The 16,534-nt window shown below is 37.9% G+C and carries 18 protein-coding genes; 12 read left to right on the top strand and 6 right to left on the bottom strand.

Annotation, left to right across the window (positions count from 1 at the left end; genetic code table 11):
* Positions 1-15 precede the first annotated feature (15 nt).
* The gene (locus OK414_RS14015) at positions 16-1,410 is read right to left on the bottom strand and encodes an APC family permease (RefSeq protein ID WP_034651449.1); all 1,395 of its coding nucleotides are present in this window, start codon (positions 1,408-1,410) and stop codon (positions 16-18) included.
* A gap of 41 nt (positions 1,411-1,451) precedes the next feature.
* Positions 1,452-2,222: a carbon-nitrogen hydrolase family protein gene (locus OK414_RS14010; RefSeq protein ID WP_263045865.1), complete on the bottom strand. Its 771-nt coding sequence runs from the start codon at positions 2,220-2,222 to the stop codon at positions 1,452-1,454.
* Between the two features lie 242 nt (positions 2,223-2,464).
* On the opposite strand from OK414_RS14010, the gene OK414_RS14005 reads away from it, so the two are divergent.
* Both OK414_RS14005 and OK414_RS14000 read left to right on the top strand, forming a co-directional pair.
* Complete coding sequence (locus OK414_RS14005; RefSeq protein WP_013083462.1) at positions 2,465-3,724, top strand: sigma-54 interaction domain-containing protein; 1,260 nt, start codon at positions 2,465-2,467, stop codon at positions 3,722-3,724.
* Positions 3,725-3,736: 12 nt separating this feature from the next.
* The gene (locus tag OK414_RS14000) at positions 3,737-4,531 is read left to right on the top strand and encodes a carbon-nitrogen hydrolase family protein (protein WP_263045864.1); all 795 of its coding nucleotides are present in this window, start codon (positions 3,737-3,739) and stop codon (positions 4,529-4,531) included.
* A gap of 26 nt (positions 4,532-4,557) precedes the next feature.
* On the opposite strand, the gene OK414_RS13995 is transcribed toward OK414_RS14000, so the two are convergent.
* Positions 4,558-5,430, bottom strand: a complete 873-nt coding sequence (locus OK414_RS13995) for a glycerophosphodiester phosphodiesterase (protein ID WP_263045863.1) — start codon at positions 5,428-5,430, stop codon at positions 4,558-4,560.
* A gap of 268 nt (positions 5,431-5,698) precedes the next feature.
* Between OK414_RS13995 and OK414_RS13990 the strand changes: the two genes are divergently transcribed.
* The 4 genes from OK414_RS13990 to OK414_RS13975 all read left to right on the top strand — a co-directional run bounded on the left by OK414_RS13990 (position 5,699) and on the right by OK414_RS13975 (position 8,536).
* A complete protein-coding gene (locus tag OK414_RS13990) occupies positions 5,699-6,418 on the top strand; it encodes an endonuclease V (RefSeq protein WP_034651463.1) in 720 nt (239 codons plus the stop codon).
* Positions 6,419-6,512: 94 nt separating this feature from the next.
* On the top strand, positions 6,513-7,106 hold the full coding sequence (locus OK414_RS13985; protein ID WP_013057365.1) for a DedA family protein: 594 nt from the start codon (positions 6,513-6,515) through the stop codon (positions 7,104-7,106).
* A 135-nt stretch (positions 7,107-7,241) separates the two neighbouring features.
* A complete protein-coding gene (locus OK414_RS13980) occupies positions 7,242-7,526 on the top strand; it encodes a DUF3219 family protein (RefSeq protein ID WP_016764409.1) in 285 nt (94 codons plus the stop codon).
* A gap of 14 nt (positions 7,527-7,540) precedes the next feature.
* Positions 7,541-8,536 (top strand): LLM class flavin-dependent oxidoreductase, encoded by a 996-nt coding sequence (locus OK414_RS13975; RefSeq protein WP_034651468.1) that lies wholly within the window; start codon positions 7,541-7,543, stop codon positions 8,534-8,536.
* 17 nt (positions 8,537-8,553) lie between these two features.
* On the opposite strand, the gene OK414_RS13970 is transcribed toward OK414_RS13975, so the two are convergent.
* Positions 8,554-9,468 (bottom strand): aminoglycoside phosphotransferase family protein, encoded by a 915-nt coding sequence (locus OK414_RS13970; RefSeq protein ID WP_263045862.1) that lies wholly within the window; start codon positions 9,466-9,468, stop codon positions 8,554-8,556.
* Between the two features lie 92 nt (positions 9,469-9,560).
* Between OK414_RS13970 and OK414_RS13965 the strand changes: the two genes are divergently transcribed.
* Both OK414_RS13965 and OK414_RS13960 read left to right on the top strand, forming a co-directional pair.
* Complete coding sequence (locus OK414_RS13965; protein ID WP_095380279.1) at positions 9,561-9,758, top strand: hypothetical protein; 198 nt, start codon at positions 9,561-9,563, stop codon at positions 9,756-9,758.
* Between the two features lie 131 nt (positions 9,759-9,889).
* Positions 9,890-10,303: a GNAT family N-acetyltransferase gene (locus tag OK414_RS13960; protein ID WP_034651477.1), complete on the top strand. Its 414-nt coding sequence runs from the start codon at positions 9,890-9,892 to the stop codon at positions 10,301-10,303.
* 40 nt (positions 10,304-10,343) lie between these two features.
* On the opposite strand, the gene OK414_RS13955 is transcribed toward OK414_RS13960, so the two are convergent.
* Both OK414_RS13955 and OK414_RS13950 read right to left on the bottom strand, forming a co-directional pair.
* Positions 10,344-11,930: a glycosyltransferase family 39 protein gene (locus OK414_RS13955; protein WP_205661313.1), complete on the bottom strand. Its 1,587-nt coding sequence runs from the start codon at positions 11,928-11,930 to the stop codon at positions 10,344-10,346.
* 154 nt (positions 11,931-12,084) lie between these two features.
* Positions 12,085-12,621, bottom strand: coding sequence for an IseA DL-endopeptidase inhibitor family protein (locus OK414_RS13950; protein WP_014459798.1), 537 nt, complete (start codon positions 12,619-12,621; stop codon positions 12,085-12,087).
* Positions 12,622-12,912: 291 nt separating this feature from the next.
* Between OK414_RS13950 and OK414_RS13945 the strand changes: the two genes are divergently transcribed.
* The 4 genes from OK414_RS13945 (at position 12,913) to OK414_RS13930 (ending at position 16,502) form a co-directional block, all read left to right on the top strand.
* A complete protein-coding gene (locus OK414_RS13945; protein WP_013057357.1) occupies positions 12,913-13,035 on the top strand; it encodes a hypothetical protein in 123 nt (40 codons plus the stop codon).
* Positions 13,036-13,334: 299 nt separating this feature from the next.
* Positions 13,335-14,570, top strand: coding sequence for a Zn-dependent hydrolase (locus OK414_RS13940; protein WP_221791139.1), 1,236 nt, complete (start codon positions 13,335-13,337; stop codon positions 14,568-14,570).
* Positions 14,571-14,719: 149 nt separating this feature from the next.
* Complete coding sequence (locus OK414_RS13935; protein WP_211186153.1) at positions 14,720-15,376, top strand: response regulator; 657 nt, start codon at positions 14,720-14,722, stop codon at positions 15,374-15,376.
* Between the two features lie 4 nt (positions 15,377-15,380).
* Positions 15,381-16,502 carry a sensor histidine kinase gene (locus OK414_RS13930; protein ID WP_263045861.1) on the top strand — a complete coding sequence of 374 codons (1,122 nt, stop codon included), beginning with the start codon at positions 15,381-15,383 and terminating at the stop codon, positions 16,500-16,502.
* The last annotated feature ends 32 nt before the right edge of the window (positions 16,503-16,534 follow it).

Genomic DNA, 16,534 nt, shown 5'->3' with positions numbered 1-16,534 from the left:
CCTTTTTTTAAAAAGTTACAATGTCTTTTCAGCAGCTTTTTGATGTACAAGAGAGGAAGGTTTCGTTATTTCCTCTTCATCGAAATCCATTTCTGGAGGAGAAAGCTTAAATCCTTTTGTAAGAAAAGTTAAGTACACAAGTCCTATGGCAGTCCAGACGCTTCCTAGCACTAAGGCGTGTTTATCAAGATTAATAAAGAGATAGAAATCAAGGGCTGCTCCGATAGCCGGTATAAGAAAGTACAGAAGAAAACGATTCTTTCTTTCATTTTTTAACGTGAAGTAATAGTGAAAAATGACCGATAGATTTACAAAAATAAACGTTAAAAATGCTCCAAAGTTAATAAATGAAGTAGATGTACTTACATCAAGCTTAACAGCCAGCAATGAAATGCCTCCTATGAATAAAATATTCATTAGGGGTGTTTTTGATTTTCGATGAAGATACCCAAATATCTTAGCGGGAAGTACGCCGTCTCTTCCCATTGCAAATAATAAACGGGCTCCGCTTGTTTGAGCAGATAAGCCAGATGCGAATTGAGCAATAATTAATCCAGCTAGAAAAATAGAGCTAAATAAATTGCCGCCGATCTGTACGGCAATTTCAAATGCTGCTGAATCAATATTTTTAAAAGATGTATAGTCAGGATGAACAAGCTGTAGAAAATAAGAAGCTCCAATAAAAATGATGCCTCCAATTAGTGTAATAAGAAAGATAGCTTTTGGCATTGTTTTTTCAGGATTAATGGTTTCTTCAGATAGAGTTGTAACAGCATCAAATCCTAAAAAAGAATAACAAGCAATGGAAGCGCCAGCGGCTACAAACGAAAATGTAAGATGCTCGTTCAAGAATGGGTTAAAGCTAAAGAGTGCAAAAGGTGATGAGCCTTTTATAAGATATATAATGCTTAGTGAAATAAAAATACCGACTACGAGCAATTGAAAAATCATCATTAATGTATTGACGCTCGCCGCTGCTTTTAAGCCAATTATATTGATAACAGTTGTAATAAAAATAAAGGCTAGTACAAATGTCCAAAGAGGAATGTTAGGGAAAGCTGTATGTAAATAAACAGCTCCGATAAGCCAAATAACCATAGGAAGAAACAGGTAGTCTAGTAAAACAGCCCATCCAATCATAAATCCGACATATGGATTTATGGATTTTCTTGTATACGTATAAGCAGACCCTGCAATAGGAAAAGCTTTAGTCATTTTACCGTAGCTATAAGCGGTAAATAGCATAGCAGCTAAAGCCACTATATAAGCAGTGGAAACTAGTCCATGGGTGGTTTCAGCCAACAAGCCGTAAATACCAAATACAATCATTGGTGTCATATAAGCAAGTCCAAACAAAACAATATGTGACAACTTCAAAGTTGGAACTGCTTGGTTTCTTTTTGTTTCCATCTTTGCGCCTCCCTTAAAAATTGTTTTTAATCTTCCTATATCTATTTGTACAAATCCGCTCTTCTGTGCATAAGGTAATTAAGCTTCTGATCTTTTGATTCCTCTAAAGAAATAGCTACTGTCGATATTTGTTCCTTGCTACCCATTTTTAGAAGAACTTTTCCTTTACTGTTGACGACTGCGCTATGTCCAAAAAAGAATGTATCTTCTTCAGAGCCTATTCGGTTGCATAGAGCAATTGGAAGTTCATTTTCCATAGCACGGCTTTTTAAATACGTTATTTGATAATCTTCGTAAGGGCTCATGTTAGCAAGCGGGATGATGAGTAAATCCGCTCCTTTTATTTTTAAAGTTCGGGCCACTTCAGGAAATTCAAGGTCATAGCAAATCATTAAGCCAATGTTTCCGAATTTGGTTTTGAAAACAGGTAAAGTGTTGCCTGGGCGGAAGATTTCAGCTTCCCTGTCAAAAAGATGTGTTTTTTGATACGTACCAATTACAGTTCCGGTATCATCTATAAGAGCTGATGTAATATGATAATGCCCGTTAGCTGTTACTTCAGGAAAAGATATAACGGCGTGGATGCTGTGATCCCTGCAGCTTTTTTGGAAAAGCTGCAAGCTTTCACCACTCACGGATTCAGCTAGCTCCTTAATATCATCCCAAATAAAATAACCTGTTAAACAAAGTTCCGGAAAGACAACAAGGTCAGCCTGTTCGCTTACAGCTTGCTTGATACAGTCATTTATTTTTCGAATGTTTTCTTTTTTATTGCCTAGTACAGGACAAAACTGAGCAATTGTAATATTCACTGTAAAGTACCTCCTCATAATTGTTTTCACTATAAATACAAGCAAGAAGTGTGCCAACACATTTTTTCAGTTAATTCTGATTTTTAATCTTTAAAAAGATGAATTTTTTCATTATACTAATAGGGATAAAAAGAAAATAAGTCATATTCTGCTTATATAGTTATTTGGAAAGTTAAGATGATGATTTTTATCATCAATGATGCGATTTTTCATTAGAAACAATCGAAAGGAGGAAATGGATAATGAGGAATTCTTCAACAGATACCTGCGAATCAATAGTAGTCATCATAGATCATGAAGGACGCATTGATACCGTATCTATCAATAATAAACAAACCAGTCACTTATCGTTGTTTCAAGAAAATATGTTATTTGAAGAAGTTCAGTGGAAAAAGGTCTTTACTGCTGCTCCAAGTGACTCTACTCAGTTATTAAGCACCTATGAGGGAAGAACCTTTCTGTTTACTCTTCACCTTGTCCAAGCGAACTCTTACATAAATCAAATCGTGACATTAGCGAATATATCTCAAAGCATGTTTAACCCTTATTCCAATGAAGAACAGCACAAAACTGATGAGTTGATTATGGAATCATCTGCTATGAAACGAATTAGTAAAATTATAAAAACAATTGCTCATGTAGGCTCCACTGTTCTTCTACTAGGTGAATCGGGAGTAGGCAAAAGTCAAATTGCTAAATTTATTCATAGTACTAGTACACGTTCAACGCAGCCTTTTATTTCTGTTAATTGTGGTGCTATTCCAGAGAGTTTAATCGAATCAGAGCTATTTGGGTATGAAGAAGGAACTTTTACAGGCGGAAAAAAAGGAGGAAAGGTCGGCTTATTTGAGGCTGCTCATAAAGGAACAATTTTTCTAGATGAAATTGCGGAATTTCCTTTAAACCTACAAGCAAAACTGCTAGGTGTTTTGCAAGAAAACGCGGTGCGAAAAGTAGGAAGTACAGAGGAAAAGAAAGTAGATGTGCGAGTAATTGCTGCAACAAATAAAAATCTACAGGAGCTTGTTGAGGAAAAATTATTTCGTGAAGATTTGTTCTATAGGCTTAATGTCGTACCGCTCACGATTCCACCTCTTAGAGAGCGAGAAAAGGACATACATATCTTAATTGATCATTTTCTTTTTAAATATAATACAAAATATCATCTTCGAAAAGAAATTAATGATGAAGTAAAACAAGAGCTTATCCAATATAAATGGCCAGGAAACATAAGGGAATTGGAAAACACGATAGAAAGAATTGTCGTAACAAATATGACTGAAAAAGAAGTGCTAGAAGAAAAAAATATACGTGAAAACGGTTGGTCATTTTCTCCTAAAGCACCAATATCTTTGAAAGAAGCTAAAAGACAAGTAGAAAAAGAATTAATTTTAAAAGCTTACGGTGAATACAAAAGTACTTACAAAGTAGCAGAAGTATTGCAGGTTGATCAGTCCACTATTTCAAAAAAATTAAAAGTATACAAAAAAGAAGGTTTTTAAAGAGGTGAAGGGATGCGTCTATTAAAAATTGCATTAGCCCAGCTTAGAAGCAATTTGCATGATAAAAATAAAAATTTAAAGAGAGTTTTTGGAACAATGGAAGCGGCTAAAGATCAAGGGGCGGATTTTGTGTTATTCCCTGAATTATTTTTGACTGGTTTTTTGTTAAATGAACAGGTGGAGGAATTAGCTGAATCAATAGAAGGAGAATTAATCACAAAAGTAAAAAAGTATGCTAAAGAATTACAAATAGGAGTTATTCTTGGTTTTCCAGAAAGACACCGCTTTAAAATATATAATTCCGCTGTATTTATTAATAAGAAAGGTGAGATAGTAGGAACTTATCGTAAAATTCATCTTTTTGATCATGAAAATTTATATTTTACTTCTGGAGATAGTATACCGGTCTTTGATACACCTCAAGGAAAGTTTGGAGTGATGATTACATATGATATGGAATTTCCTGAAGTGGCGCGAATTCTAGCGTTAAAAGGAGCCGAAGTCGTCTTTGTTCTTTGTGCGAACATGATTCCTTACGAGCATCATCAGCACATTTATTTGAGGTCAAGAGCTTTAGAAAATCATATTTTTATTGCAGCTGCTAATAAAGTTGGATTAGAAGACGACTATGTCTATTTTGGTGAAAGTGAAGTTATTAATCCTAATGGGCACTGTGTGTTTAAATCTCTTAATAATGAGGATCTTGCGATTGTTGACATAGACCTATCGTCTTCAGCAAGTTCAAAGGAAATCTTGAACTATTTAGATAATCGAAAGTCAAATTTATACAGAAGAGAAGGGCTATAAGAGCTCTTTATTAAAGAAAGCTGCTATTACTTTTTTACACCAACTAAGCGAGCAGTGTGACTCGCGGAGCTTCTGTGAATGGTTTTTCCTATTTTTGTTGATGTTTGCACCCAATTCACTTCATCAGGATAATTCGTAATCACTCCGTCGCTTTTTGTTTTCCACAAAAATGAAGCGGGAAGCCGCTTGGTTCCAGACCACGGTGATATTTTCATTCCGGCAGAATGGACTTGGTGGATAAGAGCAGGCGTTAGTATGTCATAGGACGGGTTAAAGTAAGTGGCAAAGTCAGCAAATTGCTGGATTGAGTTTGGGTTTGTATCTCGCTGTGAAGAAGTTAATATGCCTATAGGAACGTTTGGGAGAAGCTCATGCATTTTTTTCATGGATGAAACGTTAAAAGACTGAATGATAACGTGATCGAGCTTTCGCTTGTTGATTTCAATAGCTACTTTTTTTTCAATTCCAGGATAAAGTTCCGGGGCTTTTAACTCTATTAATATACCGATTTTCCCTTGAAATTCATCTAACACTTGTGAAAGAGTTGGAATTTTTTCATTCGCAAAAGAATCCTCTTTCCAGCTTCCTGCATCCAAGCGCTGAAGCTCAGCGTACGTTAACTCTCGAACGCGTCCGCTTCCGTTTGTCGTTCGGTCTACGGTACGGTCGTGCATAATAACGAGTACACCGTCTTTGCTTTGTTGCACGTCAAGTTCAATGTAATCTGCATTCATTTCTAGTGCTTGATGAAAAGCAGCCATTGTATTTTCAGGTGCGTAAGCAGAGGCTCCTCGGTGGGCAATGTTCGTAAGTTTTTCTTCCGTGCGTGCAAAAGCAGAAGAGGCAATCGAACAGCATAACAAGGCTACTGCGCTTAGACCAGCTAAATATTTTTTCATCACGTTTCTCTCCTATGCGTTGGTATAGAAATAGCGTAACGAAAAAATGTGATGCTGATATAGAGAAAGTGTGTAGAAAGCGTTGACATTTCGTAAAGAAAAATAGGGATTTTTTCATGGTGATGTTTACAAAAAATGCGTAAATGAATAGAGATTTTAATCAAACGTTAAGGAAACGGCGCTATAATAAAAGGTGTGAAAAAAAGAATAGGAATTTCTTAGAAAATAGTTGTATAATAGGTGAGTCAGTCAATGAAAGGAATGGAACATGGATATTCAGTACATACATACGTTTACGATGCAAACGAAAGAGGAGTGCCGGACGCTTCAGCAAAAGCTAAAAGCACAAATTGATTTAACATCACGGGTGAAAATGACGCATATACATAACTGTGCTGGTGTTGATGTTGCATATTGGGAAGAAAACGGCATATCTTACGGAGCTTGCAGCATTGTAGTAGTTGATTATCAGACGAAAAACGTTGTAGAAAAAGTGCACAGTGTAGGAGAAGTAACCGTTCCTTATCTTCCTGGATTCCTAGCTTTTCGAGAGCTTCCTTTAATTCTTGAAGCAGCTAAAAAACTTCAAATAGAGCCCGACGTGTTTTTATTTGATGGCAATGGATATTTGCACTGCGAGCACATGGGAGTAGCCACACATGCTTCGTTTTTTCTCAATAAACCTACCGTTGGAATTGGGAAAAGCTATTTAAAGATCAAGGGACATGATTACGTTATGCCTGAAGATACAGAGGGCGCTTATGAAGATATTGTGATTGATGGCGAAGTTTATGGTAGAGTAGTAAGGACAGCCAAAGGGGTAAAGCCTATTTTTCTGTCGTGCGGAAACTATATTGATTTGGACATGTCATATCAGCTTATGATGCATTTTATTTCAAAAGAAAGTAAGCTTCCAATTCCGGTCCGCCTAGCGGATCTGCATACGCATGAGCTGCGGAAAAGGTACCGGCAGTCAACAGGGAAGTAAGCTGTTCATAGTGAGTTCATAGTTTTCTTTTATACTGATGGTTGGAATATAGTAGTAGTGTAAAATTATTAAAGAATGAGTAAGGTGATTAAAGGTGAGTTCATTTGTTGCGAGTATTTTGGATTTTTTAACGAGCCTTGGCTATTTAGGTATTGCGCTCGGCTTAATGATTGAAATCATTCCAAGTGAAATTGTACTAGCTTACGGAGGGTATATGATTTCTCAAGGCATGATTAGTTTTCCTGGAGCAGTCATTGCCGGAATTATTGGCGGAACGATTGCACAGTGGTTTTTATATTGGATTGGAGCCTACGGAGGACGTCCGTTTCTTCAAAAATACGGCAAGTACTTATTCATTCATGATAAGCATATTGATCTTGCGGAAAACTGGTTTAATAAATACGGCGCGGGTGTTGTTTTCTCCGCTCGTTTTGTCCCGGTTGTTCGACATGCAATTTCGATTCCTGCAGGTATTGCTAAAATGCCGTTTTGGAAGTTTACGTCTTTAACCGTGTTAGCGATGATTCCTTGGTCGATTTTATTTATTTACTTAGGCGGAAAGCTAGGCGAGAACTGGGCGAACATTGAAGACGTAGCAAGCAAATATACGCTTCCGTTTGTGGTTGCGGCATTTGTTATTATTGTTCTTTATTTCGTATTCAAACGCACGCGTACAAAACGCGTATAAGATTGTTTTTGAACTAAAAGCATGGCAAAAAGCCATGCTTTTTTTTGCATGAGCAAAAAGAAGCTCTTTTATTTGCTCATGACTTCTTCAAGTGCTATTATTTTTCATACGCACTAAAAAAGGAGACGATTTAACGTGGTACAAGAAATTGTATTAAATGATACGCCTATTCAAATTTACAGCTATGAACAAGAAATTGTAAAAGGCAAAATAAAAGTTTCAGTTGATTTTAAAGTAACAAGTGAGGAATATCATGATATTACTACACTTTTATATAAAGGTACTTTTCATGTAAATGTCCCGGAAGAAGATCTCGATTTTCAAGGAACGATTCATCAATACTCTACGTCTTTTACAAATTTATATGAAAAAGGCCAGGTAGGGGATTTTTCATTAAGTTTAATTGAAGTGAACGAATAAGGAGCAGATGCGTGATGAAAGTAAGTATACTCGACCAATCGCCCGTTTCATCCCATCAGACCCCGGCGGAAGCGTTAGAAGCATCGATGCAGCTGGCCAAAGCGGGTGACAAGCTTGGCTATGAGCGCTACTGGATTGCAGAGCATCATGATTTGTCTGGACTTGCCTGCTCGGCTCCTGAAGTGATGCTTGGCTATATCGGCGCACAGACTAATAGAATTCGAATTGGATCGGGAGCGGTGCTGCTGCCTCACTACAAGCCGTATAAAGTAGCTGAAACGTATAACATGCTCGCAACGCTGTTTCCAGGGCGTGTTGATTTAGGGATTGGGCGCGCGCCGGGTGGATCGGCTGAAGCAACAAATGCGCTGTCGGATAATTTTTTACAGCAAGTATTTAAAATGCCTGAACTTGTTAAAGAGCTTCTTCAGTTTTTAGACGATAAATTTCCGGCTGAACATGAATACGCAAAGCTTTCAGCTTCGCCGCTGCCGCCTGTCTCTCCGGAACCTTGGCTGCTTGGCACAAGTAAAAAAAGTGCCGAGCTCGCCGCTAGAAACGGAATAGCCTATACGTTTGGACAGTTTATGAGTGAACAAGACGGTTCAGCTATTATTGATCAGTACAAACAGGCATTTCAGCCAAGACGGACTGGTGATCAGCCCTATGCGATTGTCACTGTATCGGTCATTTGCGCTGAAACAACGGAGCAAGCCCATCGCATCGCAACAAGCTCACTCGTATGGAAAATTCAGCAGGATAAAATGGAAGCAAAAGGTGTGCCTTCTATTAAAGAAGCGGCCAGCTATCCGCTGACAGAAGAAGAAGAGAAAAAAATGAAGAAGATGAAAGAAGCCATGATTATCGGAAACCCAGAAGAAGTACACGTCCGTCTTCAAGAAGTTCAAGCACGCTACGGAGCGGATGAACTCATGCTTATCACTATTACACACGATCCGGCTGACCGATTAAAATCATATGAGCTTGTCGCAGAGAAATGCAAAAAATAAGAGCCAAATGTCGGCTCTTATTTTTTATGCCCGTAATAGTACTCAAATAAGTGCTGAAATGCTTCTATAGCACGTGAAAAAGAAGCGGCGTCTTGGCGGTCCTCTATTAACCAGCACGTGGCTAGCACAGAATGAGCGTATCCCCACAGTAAAATGCGTTTTTTACTTACGTTCAGTTCTTTTACAAATATATTGATTCGATGGTCAATTGTCTCTGCCACATTTATCTTAGGCAGATGATTTAAAAGAAAAGGGATGATTTCGTACTCTTTTTCTCCAATTAACCCTTTTGGATCAAATATTTTCCACGCCTCACCAGACTGTAAGATGTTATCATGATGCAAGTCGCCGTGAAGCAAAAAAAGCTGCTGAGAAGTGCGGTTTAATTCAGAGAAAACGGCTAGTGCGTGTTGAAGCGTTTCAGAAGAAAGAAAATCAATACCGCTTGGATACATTTGTGTATACTCTCGAAGCTGTTTCTCTCTTTTAACGGCTGTTTCGATAGTGGAGTCCGAGTGAGGCACGCGCCATAGAGATTTCATAAGCCTAGCAGCGATTAACGCAGCTTCTTCTTTAGTTGATAAAGAGGAAAGCGGGCATCCGGGAGACAGCTTTTCAAGCATTAAAATGCCTTTTTCAGCATCGCTGTCCACTATTTTTAACGTGTTCTTACCAGCTAGTGCTGTCAGTGCTTCTTGCTTATGAAGCAGCTCGGAAGGCTCTACAAAGAGTTTGACAACTAGTTCGCTTCCATCTGCTTTGCGCGCAGGAGCAACAAAGTGATAAGAAAGAGGCAAGTGACTGTGAATGTTGATACGCCAGCGCTCTTCACAGTAGCGAATAAGCTGAGGAAAGTCAGTTAGCCATTTTTGACCTTTATGAGGGTGAAGGTGAGTAATCGTATCACAAAATGTTTGAGGCAACGTATACATGCGTTTGTCTCCTTTGTCGTTTCCAATTTTTTCTGATAAACTCATCATATACAGCCTACATAGAATCTGTAAAGAAAGAGGAGATCCTACATATGAAGAAAAAGAAGGTGAAATCCCCTTGGGCTCTCGTGGGGTTTCCGGTTTATATCATTGGGTTTCCACTTTTACTTGCTGGAAGCGCACCGGAGTGGCTAGAAACAGTGAGTAAAATCATGATTGTTCTTGGAGTCATTTTGCTTATCATTGCAGAAATTAACCTTAAAAAACGAAAAAAATCAGTACAAGCCTAAAAAACTGCCGTTTGGCAGTTTTTTTATTTGAAGAAAGGGTAACAAGGTAACTAGATAAAAATGTTGAATTATTATTCTTTTTGATGTATAAATATAATATAGAAAACAACGGTATTGAGAGGAGAATGAACGTGTCTTATGTAATAAAAAAAGAGGTTCCGCCATTTGAGCAGTTTGCAGCTCTGCATGAAGCGAGCGGATTACATAAAAGTAAAAAAGGAAATTATACAAAAGAACAGCTGTTTGAAGCTGCAGCCAACAGCTGGTTTAGAGTCGGTATTTACGACAATGAACAATTAATTGCATTCGGCCGTATGATTTCAGACGGAATTTACCAAGCGCTTATTTGCGATGTGATGGTAGATCCCGCATACCAAAACAAAGGGCTTGGAAAGCAAATTATTCAAGAGCTGTTGACGAAATGCCAAGAAAGCGGAATTGAATCGATTCAGCTGTTTGCAGCAAAAGGAAAGCATCATTTTTATAAAAAATTAGGGTTTCAAGAAAGAGAAGAAGACGCGCCAGGCATGTCGCTTGTTATGTAAAAAAGCTCAGTGATCAATCATACTCACTGAGCTTTTTGTATTATGCAGTTTTTAAAACCGTACTTTTTTGGACTAAATTCCAAGCAACTTTTACTAAATAAACAACAAGCAAAACGTTTAGCATAGACGTAGCAAACATAGAAAACGGATAGGACGTACTGTTTTGCATATTGCTGTCACCGTATAAAACAAAAAAAGTGTTCATAAAAATACTGACGCTAAATCCAAGGGATAAGTAAAGCAAGTTTTTGTCTTTCAAATAAATATAAGCGAGCAAAGCAAGAGCTGCTGCTGGAAATAAGTAGCGTTCATGCATGCTTGAAGAAAACGTAAATACCCCGGAAATTTGAATAAGCGCTGCAAGAGCGGCGTATTTAAAGCTGCGCCCTTTTATATAAATAAGCCATGAAAAAACAGTTGTTGCGACGATAAAAATAAGTCCCCACGTATGATAGCTGAAAAACAGCAGCGTTGCAGAGCTGTCTTTATAGTTTGCGCCTATTAAACTAAAAAAGTTATAGGCGTTAACAGAAGCATACGGGTACTCTCCAATGGTGGATGAAAATAAATCAATAATCCACGTTGGACTTTTTCCTGCTGAAAAAGGCAATAAAATCACTCCAGCAGTGAAAGCAGCAGTGAAAGCAATCCCGAAGAAATGCTTCAGTTGCTTCAGGCGAATGAGCTCGAAAAACAAAATAGGCAGGATAATAATCGCCTGCGGCTTCATTAAGACCGCTGCTGTAAAAATAACGGCCGACGCATAAATTCTTTTTTCCGTAATCATTACAATGGCTAGGACAATAAGCAAAGTGAAAAATGAATCGACTTGTCCCCAAAACGTTGAATTAACTAAAATGGCCGGGTTAAATAAATACCCCATTGCTAACAGATATGCAAAAGAAGGTGCCAAGTATTTACGAGCTAAACGATAGAGTAAATAAGATGTGACAACATCCGCTAAAATAGGCGGGATTTTAATCAACAGAGAAAAATACTGCTGAAAATCCGGTAAACTGCCAACTTTCCCAACGATAAACAAGATATAAATATAAAACGGCGGATAATCGCTTCCGCTTTTAGCATAGAAATTTGAAAAATGATTAGCCGCAACCGATGCCCAGTTTTTGAAAAGAGATGCATCCATATGAGAGCCTACCCACGGAATCAGCGCAATCCGGATAAATAGTCCAGTGCCAAGTAATGACCATAAAATAACGCGAGAATGCCCTGTCGAATGATGCCATTTCTTTTTCTTTACTAATCCGTAAACGAAAGCTGCTGCTATAAAAAAGCCCACCGTATAAAGAGCTAGCGGCGTTTCATAGTCTTTATTAGCTCCTTGACTTCCGGCACCGTTATCCATAGATAAATTATGAAAAGGCGTTACGTGTTCTCCGGAATTGCTGGGTGAAGTAGGACCGTTTCCTGAAGGAAGACGATGATCCCTCGAATGATTATCAGGAGCAGATATACCACTAGTAATCTTTTTTAACTGATGACTTTCTTGAATCGAAAATAAATGTTCTTCTCCTTTATAGTGTGATAGTGAAACGATACTGAAAACAAATGCTAAAAGAAAAGCAGCCATTACGATAAAAGCCGTTCTTTTTTGTAGTATGTTCATATAAAATCCTCCGATGACAATGTATCGAATAAGTAGTAGTGTGTCTCCATACTATAAGGGGAGTTGGTGAAAATAAAGTGAAACTTCTTTAATAAAGAGAGGAGGAGAGAGCATAAAAAAACAAGGCCTTAGAAGACCTTGTTTTTTATATTGCTTATAGTACAGCATCAAACTTATTTACTTTCCACTGTGAACCAGATTTATAAAATGTAACGGTGCGTTTTACACTTCCTCCGTCAACTGTTGGAACCGTAAATTGATAAGAGCGAACATCGGCACGTTGATAAGTTAGTTTTGCTTTTGCTTTGTTCCACTCTAGCATGCTAAATCCGTCACCGACAGGACGAGCAAGCTTTCCGTTATATGTGATGTAGCGATAATTTGTTAATCCTTTTTGAATAGCACTGTTTGTAAAAGTTTCAGATAAGTAGCTTACTAGTTTGCTTTTTGTATTAAAATCTTGACAAAGATATGAGTACTGAGTGCCTTTATAATTAAATGTTTTTTGAGTACATAAATTACCTTTAGATCCATGAAGTGCATTCCAGAAATGGTTGCTTGCGTTTGCTGCAATTTTTACCGCATTAGTCGTTGATAGATTTTGTGATGCTGCTTGAGCTGTAACTCCTGTGCTTAGTGAAAAGAAAAGAGCAAGTGATGCTAAGATTATTCCAAATTTTTTCATTTCCATTTCCCTCCTACTCATTCATTGAATATATGTAACATTCATGCTGTTAATATTACAATTGTTACATTTATATTACAATACTTCTTTAAAGAAATAAAGAGTATTTCTTATATATGTTTGAATTATTCCCGTATTTTCTTAAATAAAACGTAGAATTAAAAGAAAACATATAAACAGTATGTCAATTATGTGTCACATATTTCGTCGCTTTACAAGTTCGTATATAATAGGAATAAACCGACCAGTATGCTGATGTAGGTAAATAGGTCAGGCACAAAAGGAGAACGTAGACTAATGGGTGTTTCAGAAGTAACATCAGGAATTATTATTACCACTGCTGTAATTGCTATTGTGATTATTACAGTCGGTGTTTTGGCTACAATGATTGCGATTGCGAAGAAAGCAAATAAAAAGTAAGTGTGTAGAGGAGAGTTAGTATAATAACTAATTCTCTTTTTTTTGAAAAAAACCTATCGTTATTTTTATAATAAAAATGCATAAATAACACGTGCATTATTCATAGAAAAAAGCAGGAAATTTACGTTTTGAAGCTAATAGATACATAAGGCAAACTGCGCACTTTCATTATAAAAATAATGGAAGGAGTTCTAACGGGCTTCAAGTGATATCGCCTATTTTATGTCATAATGAATGATATTCATTAACACAGCATCTTAGACACACTTTATAACCAAATAATGAGGAGAGTGGTTGAGTTGCAACGACAAAAAGTAGCAGTGAATGGAGAAAGGTTAAAAAATACGCTTGAACGATTTGCCGAGTATGGACGAACACCTAATAATGGTGTAACCCGCTTAGCGCTGTCAGAAGAAGACCGCTTAGCACGAGACTATTTTTGTTCATGCTGCCGTGATCTTGGAATGGATATTAAAATCGACGATCTTGGATGTATTTACGCCACGCTTGAAGGAGTAGAAGATAAGCCGCCTGTTGTGATTGGCTCACACATGGACAGCGTAAAAAAAGGCGGAAGGTTTGATGGAATCCTCGGTGTAGTTGCAGGATTAGAGTTAGTAAGAACGCTGGTGGAACATAATATTAAGCCGAAGGTGCCGATTATGATTGTTAACTTTACGAATGAAGAAGGAGCGCGTTTTGAGCCTTCCATGATGGCTTCAGGTATTTTATCGGGCAAATTTCAAAAAGACGTTATGATGAAGAAGATGGATGTTGACGGCGTGACGTTTGAGCAAGCCCTTCAATCATGCGGATATGAAGGCGATACGAGTAACCGTCTTACTGAAGCATCGGCATTTGTGGAATTACATATTGAGCAAGGTCCTATTCTAGAACGAGAAGCCAAATCGATCGGTGTAGTCGAGTGCGTGCTCGGCATGGTATGCTATGAAATTGAAGTTACGGGGGAGTCAGATCACGCCGGGACGACGCCGATGGACATGCGGAAAGACGCGCTTTTTGCAACTAATAACCTGATTGCTGAAGCTCGTCATGAGCTCGGCAGATTAGATTCAAATTTAGTCTATACAATGGGCCGTATGAATGTACTGCCTAATATTCATACCGTTATTCCAAATAAAGTTATTTTTTCGCTTGAAGCGAGACATACGGATGAAGATGTCATTGCATCTGTAGAAAAAATTATTCAATCACTGCCTGATCAAGCGGAGCTGTTAGAAGGCTGCGAAGTGCGGGTGACCAAGCTTTGGGGTCGCGATACCGTATGGTTTGATAAAACGGTTTGCGATGAAGTGGAAGAGTCGGTTCGTTCGCTTGGGTATTCCTACAAGCGAATGGTAAGCGGAGCTGGACATGATGCCCAGTTTTTAGCTAGCTATATTCCGACGGCTATGATTTTTATTCCGAGCGTAAACGGAAAAAGTCATTGTGAAGAAGAGTTCACTCCTTGGGAAGAATGTGAAAAAGGTGTAAATGTACTTTTAGAAACAGTGATCAAGTTAGCTCAGAAGTAATGAGATAAAAGAGTAAACCTGCGGAGGTTTGCTCTTTTTTAGTGCTTAGAAAGACTGCGAACTATCGCATTGAACTTTTGGTTTATTATGGATACAATAAATGAGAAGCATGCGGATGGATGTGAAAAAAGGATGTGAAAAAAAGTGAGATGTTCTCACTTACAGAAATGAAAATTACTATTATTATTGCAGATGATAATTCGTTTATTCGAGAAGGAATGAAAATTATACTAAATACATACGAGGAATTCAACGTTGTCGCTACTTTAAAAGATGGTCAGGAAGCCGTTCAATATTGCAAGAATCATTCTGTCGATATTGCATTGTTAGATGTAAGAATGCCTGTTATGGACGGTGTAGAGGCTACAAAGCTTATTTCAGAGTCAACCAAAGCAAAGCCGCTTATTTTAACTACGTTTGATGACGATGAATATATAATTGATGCCGTAAAAAACGGAGCTAAAGGCTACTTGTTAAAAAATACAGAACCAGAGCGCATTCGAGACGCAATCAAAAGCGTGTTCAACGGACATACGGTTCTTCAAGATGTTGTGCTAGATAAGATTAAATCAAGTTTAAACGCTGCAACTAAGCGCGAGTCAAAAGCGGATATGACACAGTTTACAGAGCGCGAAACGAGCATTATGACGCTGATTGCCAAGGGGCTTTCAAATAAAGAAATTTCTAAAACACTTTTTATTTCAGAAGGTACCGTAGCAAACTATATTAGTTCGATTTTAAGTAAAACGGGACTTGAGCATCGCACTCAAATTGCTATTTACTATTTAACCGGTAAAGGGAAGTAGGGCTATGGAAGTCGGATTAATGATGACTAAGCTCATCCTTATACTGTTTTTGGCTATTACGTATATTCAGTCTAATTATGTCCACTCGATTTCAGCTATTGTGTTAGCACTGCTTCTTTACAGCTGTGTTAATATTGCAGCGTCCATTGTGAAAAAGAGCGCGTTCAAGCGTATGTTTATTGTTAGTTCAATTGTCCTTATTCTATATTGTGCGTATAAACTTCATCCTTTGTTTTTTCTTCTTTTGCCGCTAAACCTTTGTGAGCTTATTGGAGAATCAGTCGTGAAAAAATGGATGGTGCTGCTGGTTGTTTTGCTTCCAATGCTGCTTGTTCCCTCTGACATTAGCGCACTGTATGTGTTAGTCGCTGCGTTTACTTTCTTTATTTATACAGGAGCAGCTCTCTATCAAAAGCGGACAATCAATTATGAACAAAAGCTCGATGAAATGAGAGTAAGTATGCAAAAGCTGCAAAAGCACGTGAATGAAAATAAAGAGTATGTGAGACAGTCTCAATATGCTTCAAAATTAGAAGAGCGAAATCGATTATCGCAGGAAATTCATGATAAGATTGGTCATTCAATGACAGGAGCGCTTATTCAAATGGAGGCAGCAAAGCATGTAATGAAGCAAGATGAAGAAAAAGCGCTGTCTCTTCTTCAAAATGCAATTACAATTTCGAAAGAAGGCATTGAAGAAATCAGGTTAACGTTAAAAAGTATAAAGCCTCCCGCTGAGCAAATAGGAATCAGCAGGCTTAAATTATTTATTGGTGAATTTGAGGCTAAACATAGTATTGCAATGCCTCTTGTATACAAAGGGAATTTGGATCTTATCACCCCTCTTCAGTGGAAAATTATCCATGAAAATATAACGGAAGCTATTACGAATGCATTAAAATATGCAGAAGCAACGATGATTGCCATTGAGCTTCATGTACTAAATAAAATGGTTAAAGTAGAAGTCAAAGACAATGGAAAAGGGGCTCACTTGTTTCAAAAAGGCCTTGGCATAGCAGGAATGGAAGAGCGAGCGGCTTCCATTAACGGAACGATGATCGTTGACGGGGCAAACGGGTTTTCTGTTACCACACTGCTGCCGATAGGTGAGAAATTTCATACATAAATAATGAGATTTCTCATGGAGAAAAGGTGAAC

The sequence above is a fragment of the Priestia sp. JV24 genome, from assembly GCF_025910025.1.
Classification (GTDB): domain Bacteria; phylum Bacillota; class Bacilli; order Bacillales; family Bacillaceae_H; genus Priestia; species Priestia megaterium.
The sequence above is the reverse complement of the archived record's forward strand: the minus strand, read 5'-3'. Positions and strand labels throughout refer to the sequence as shown.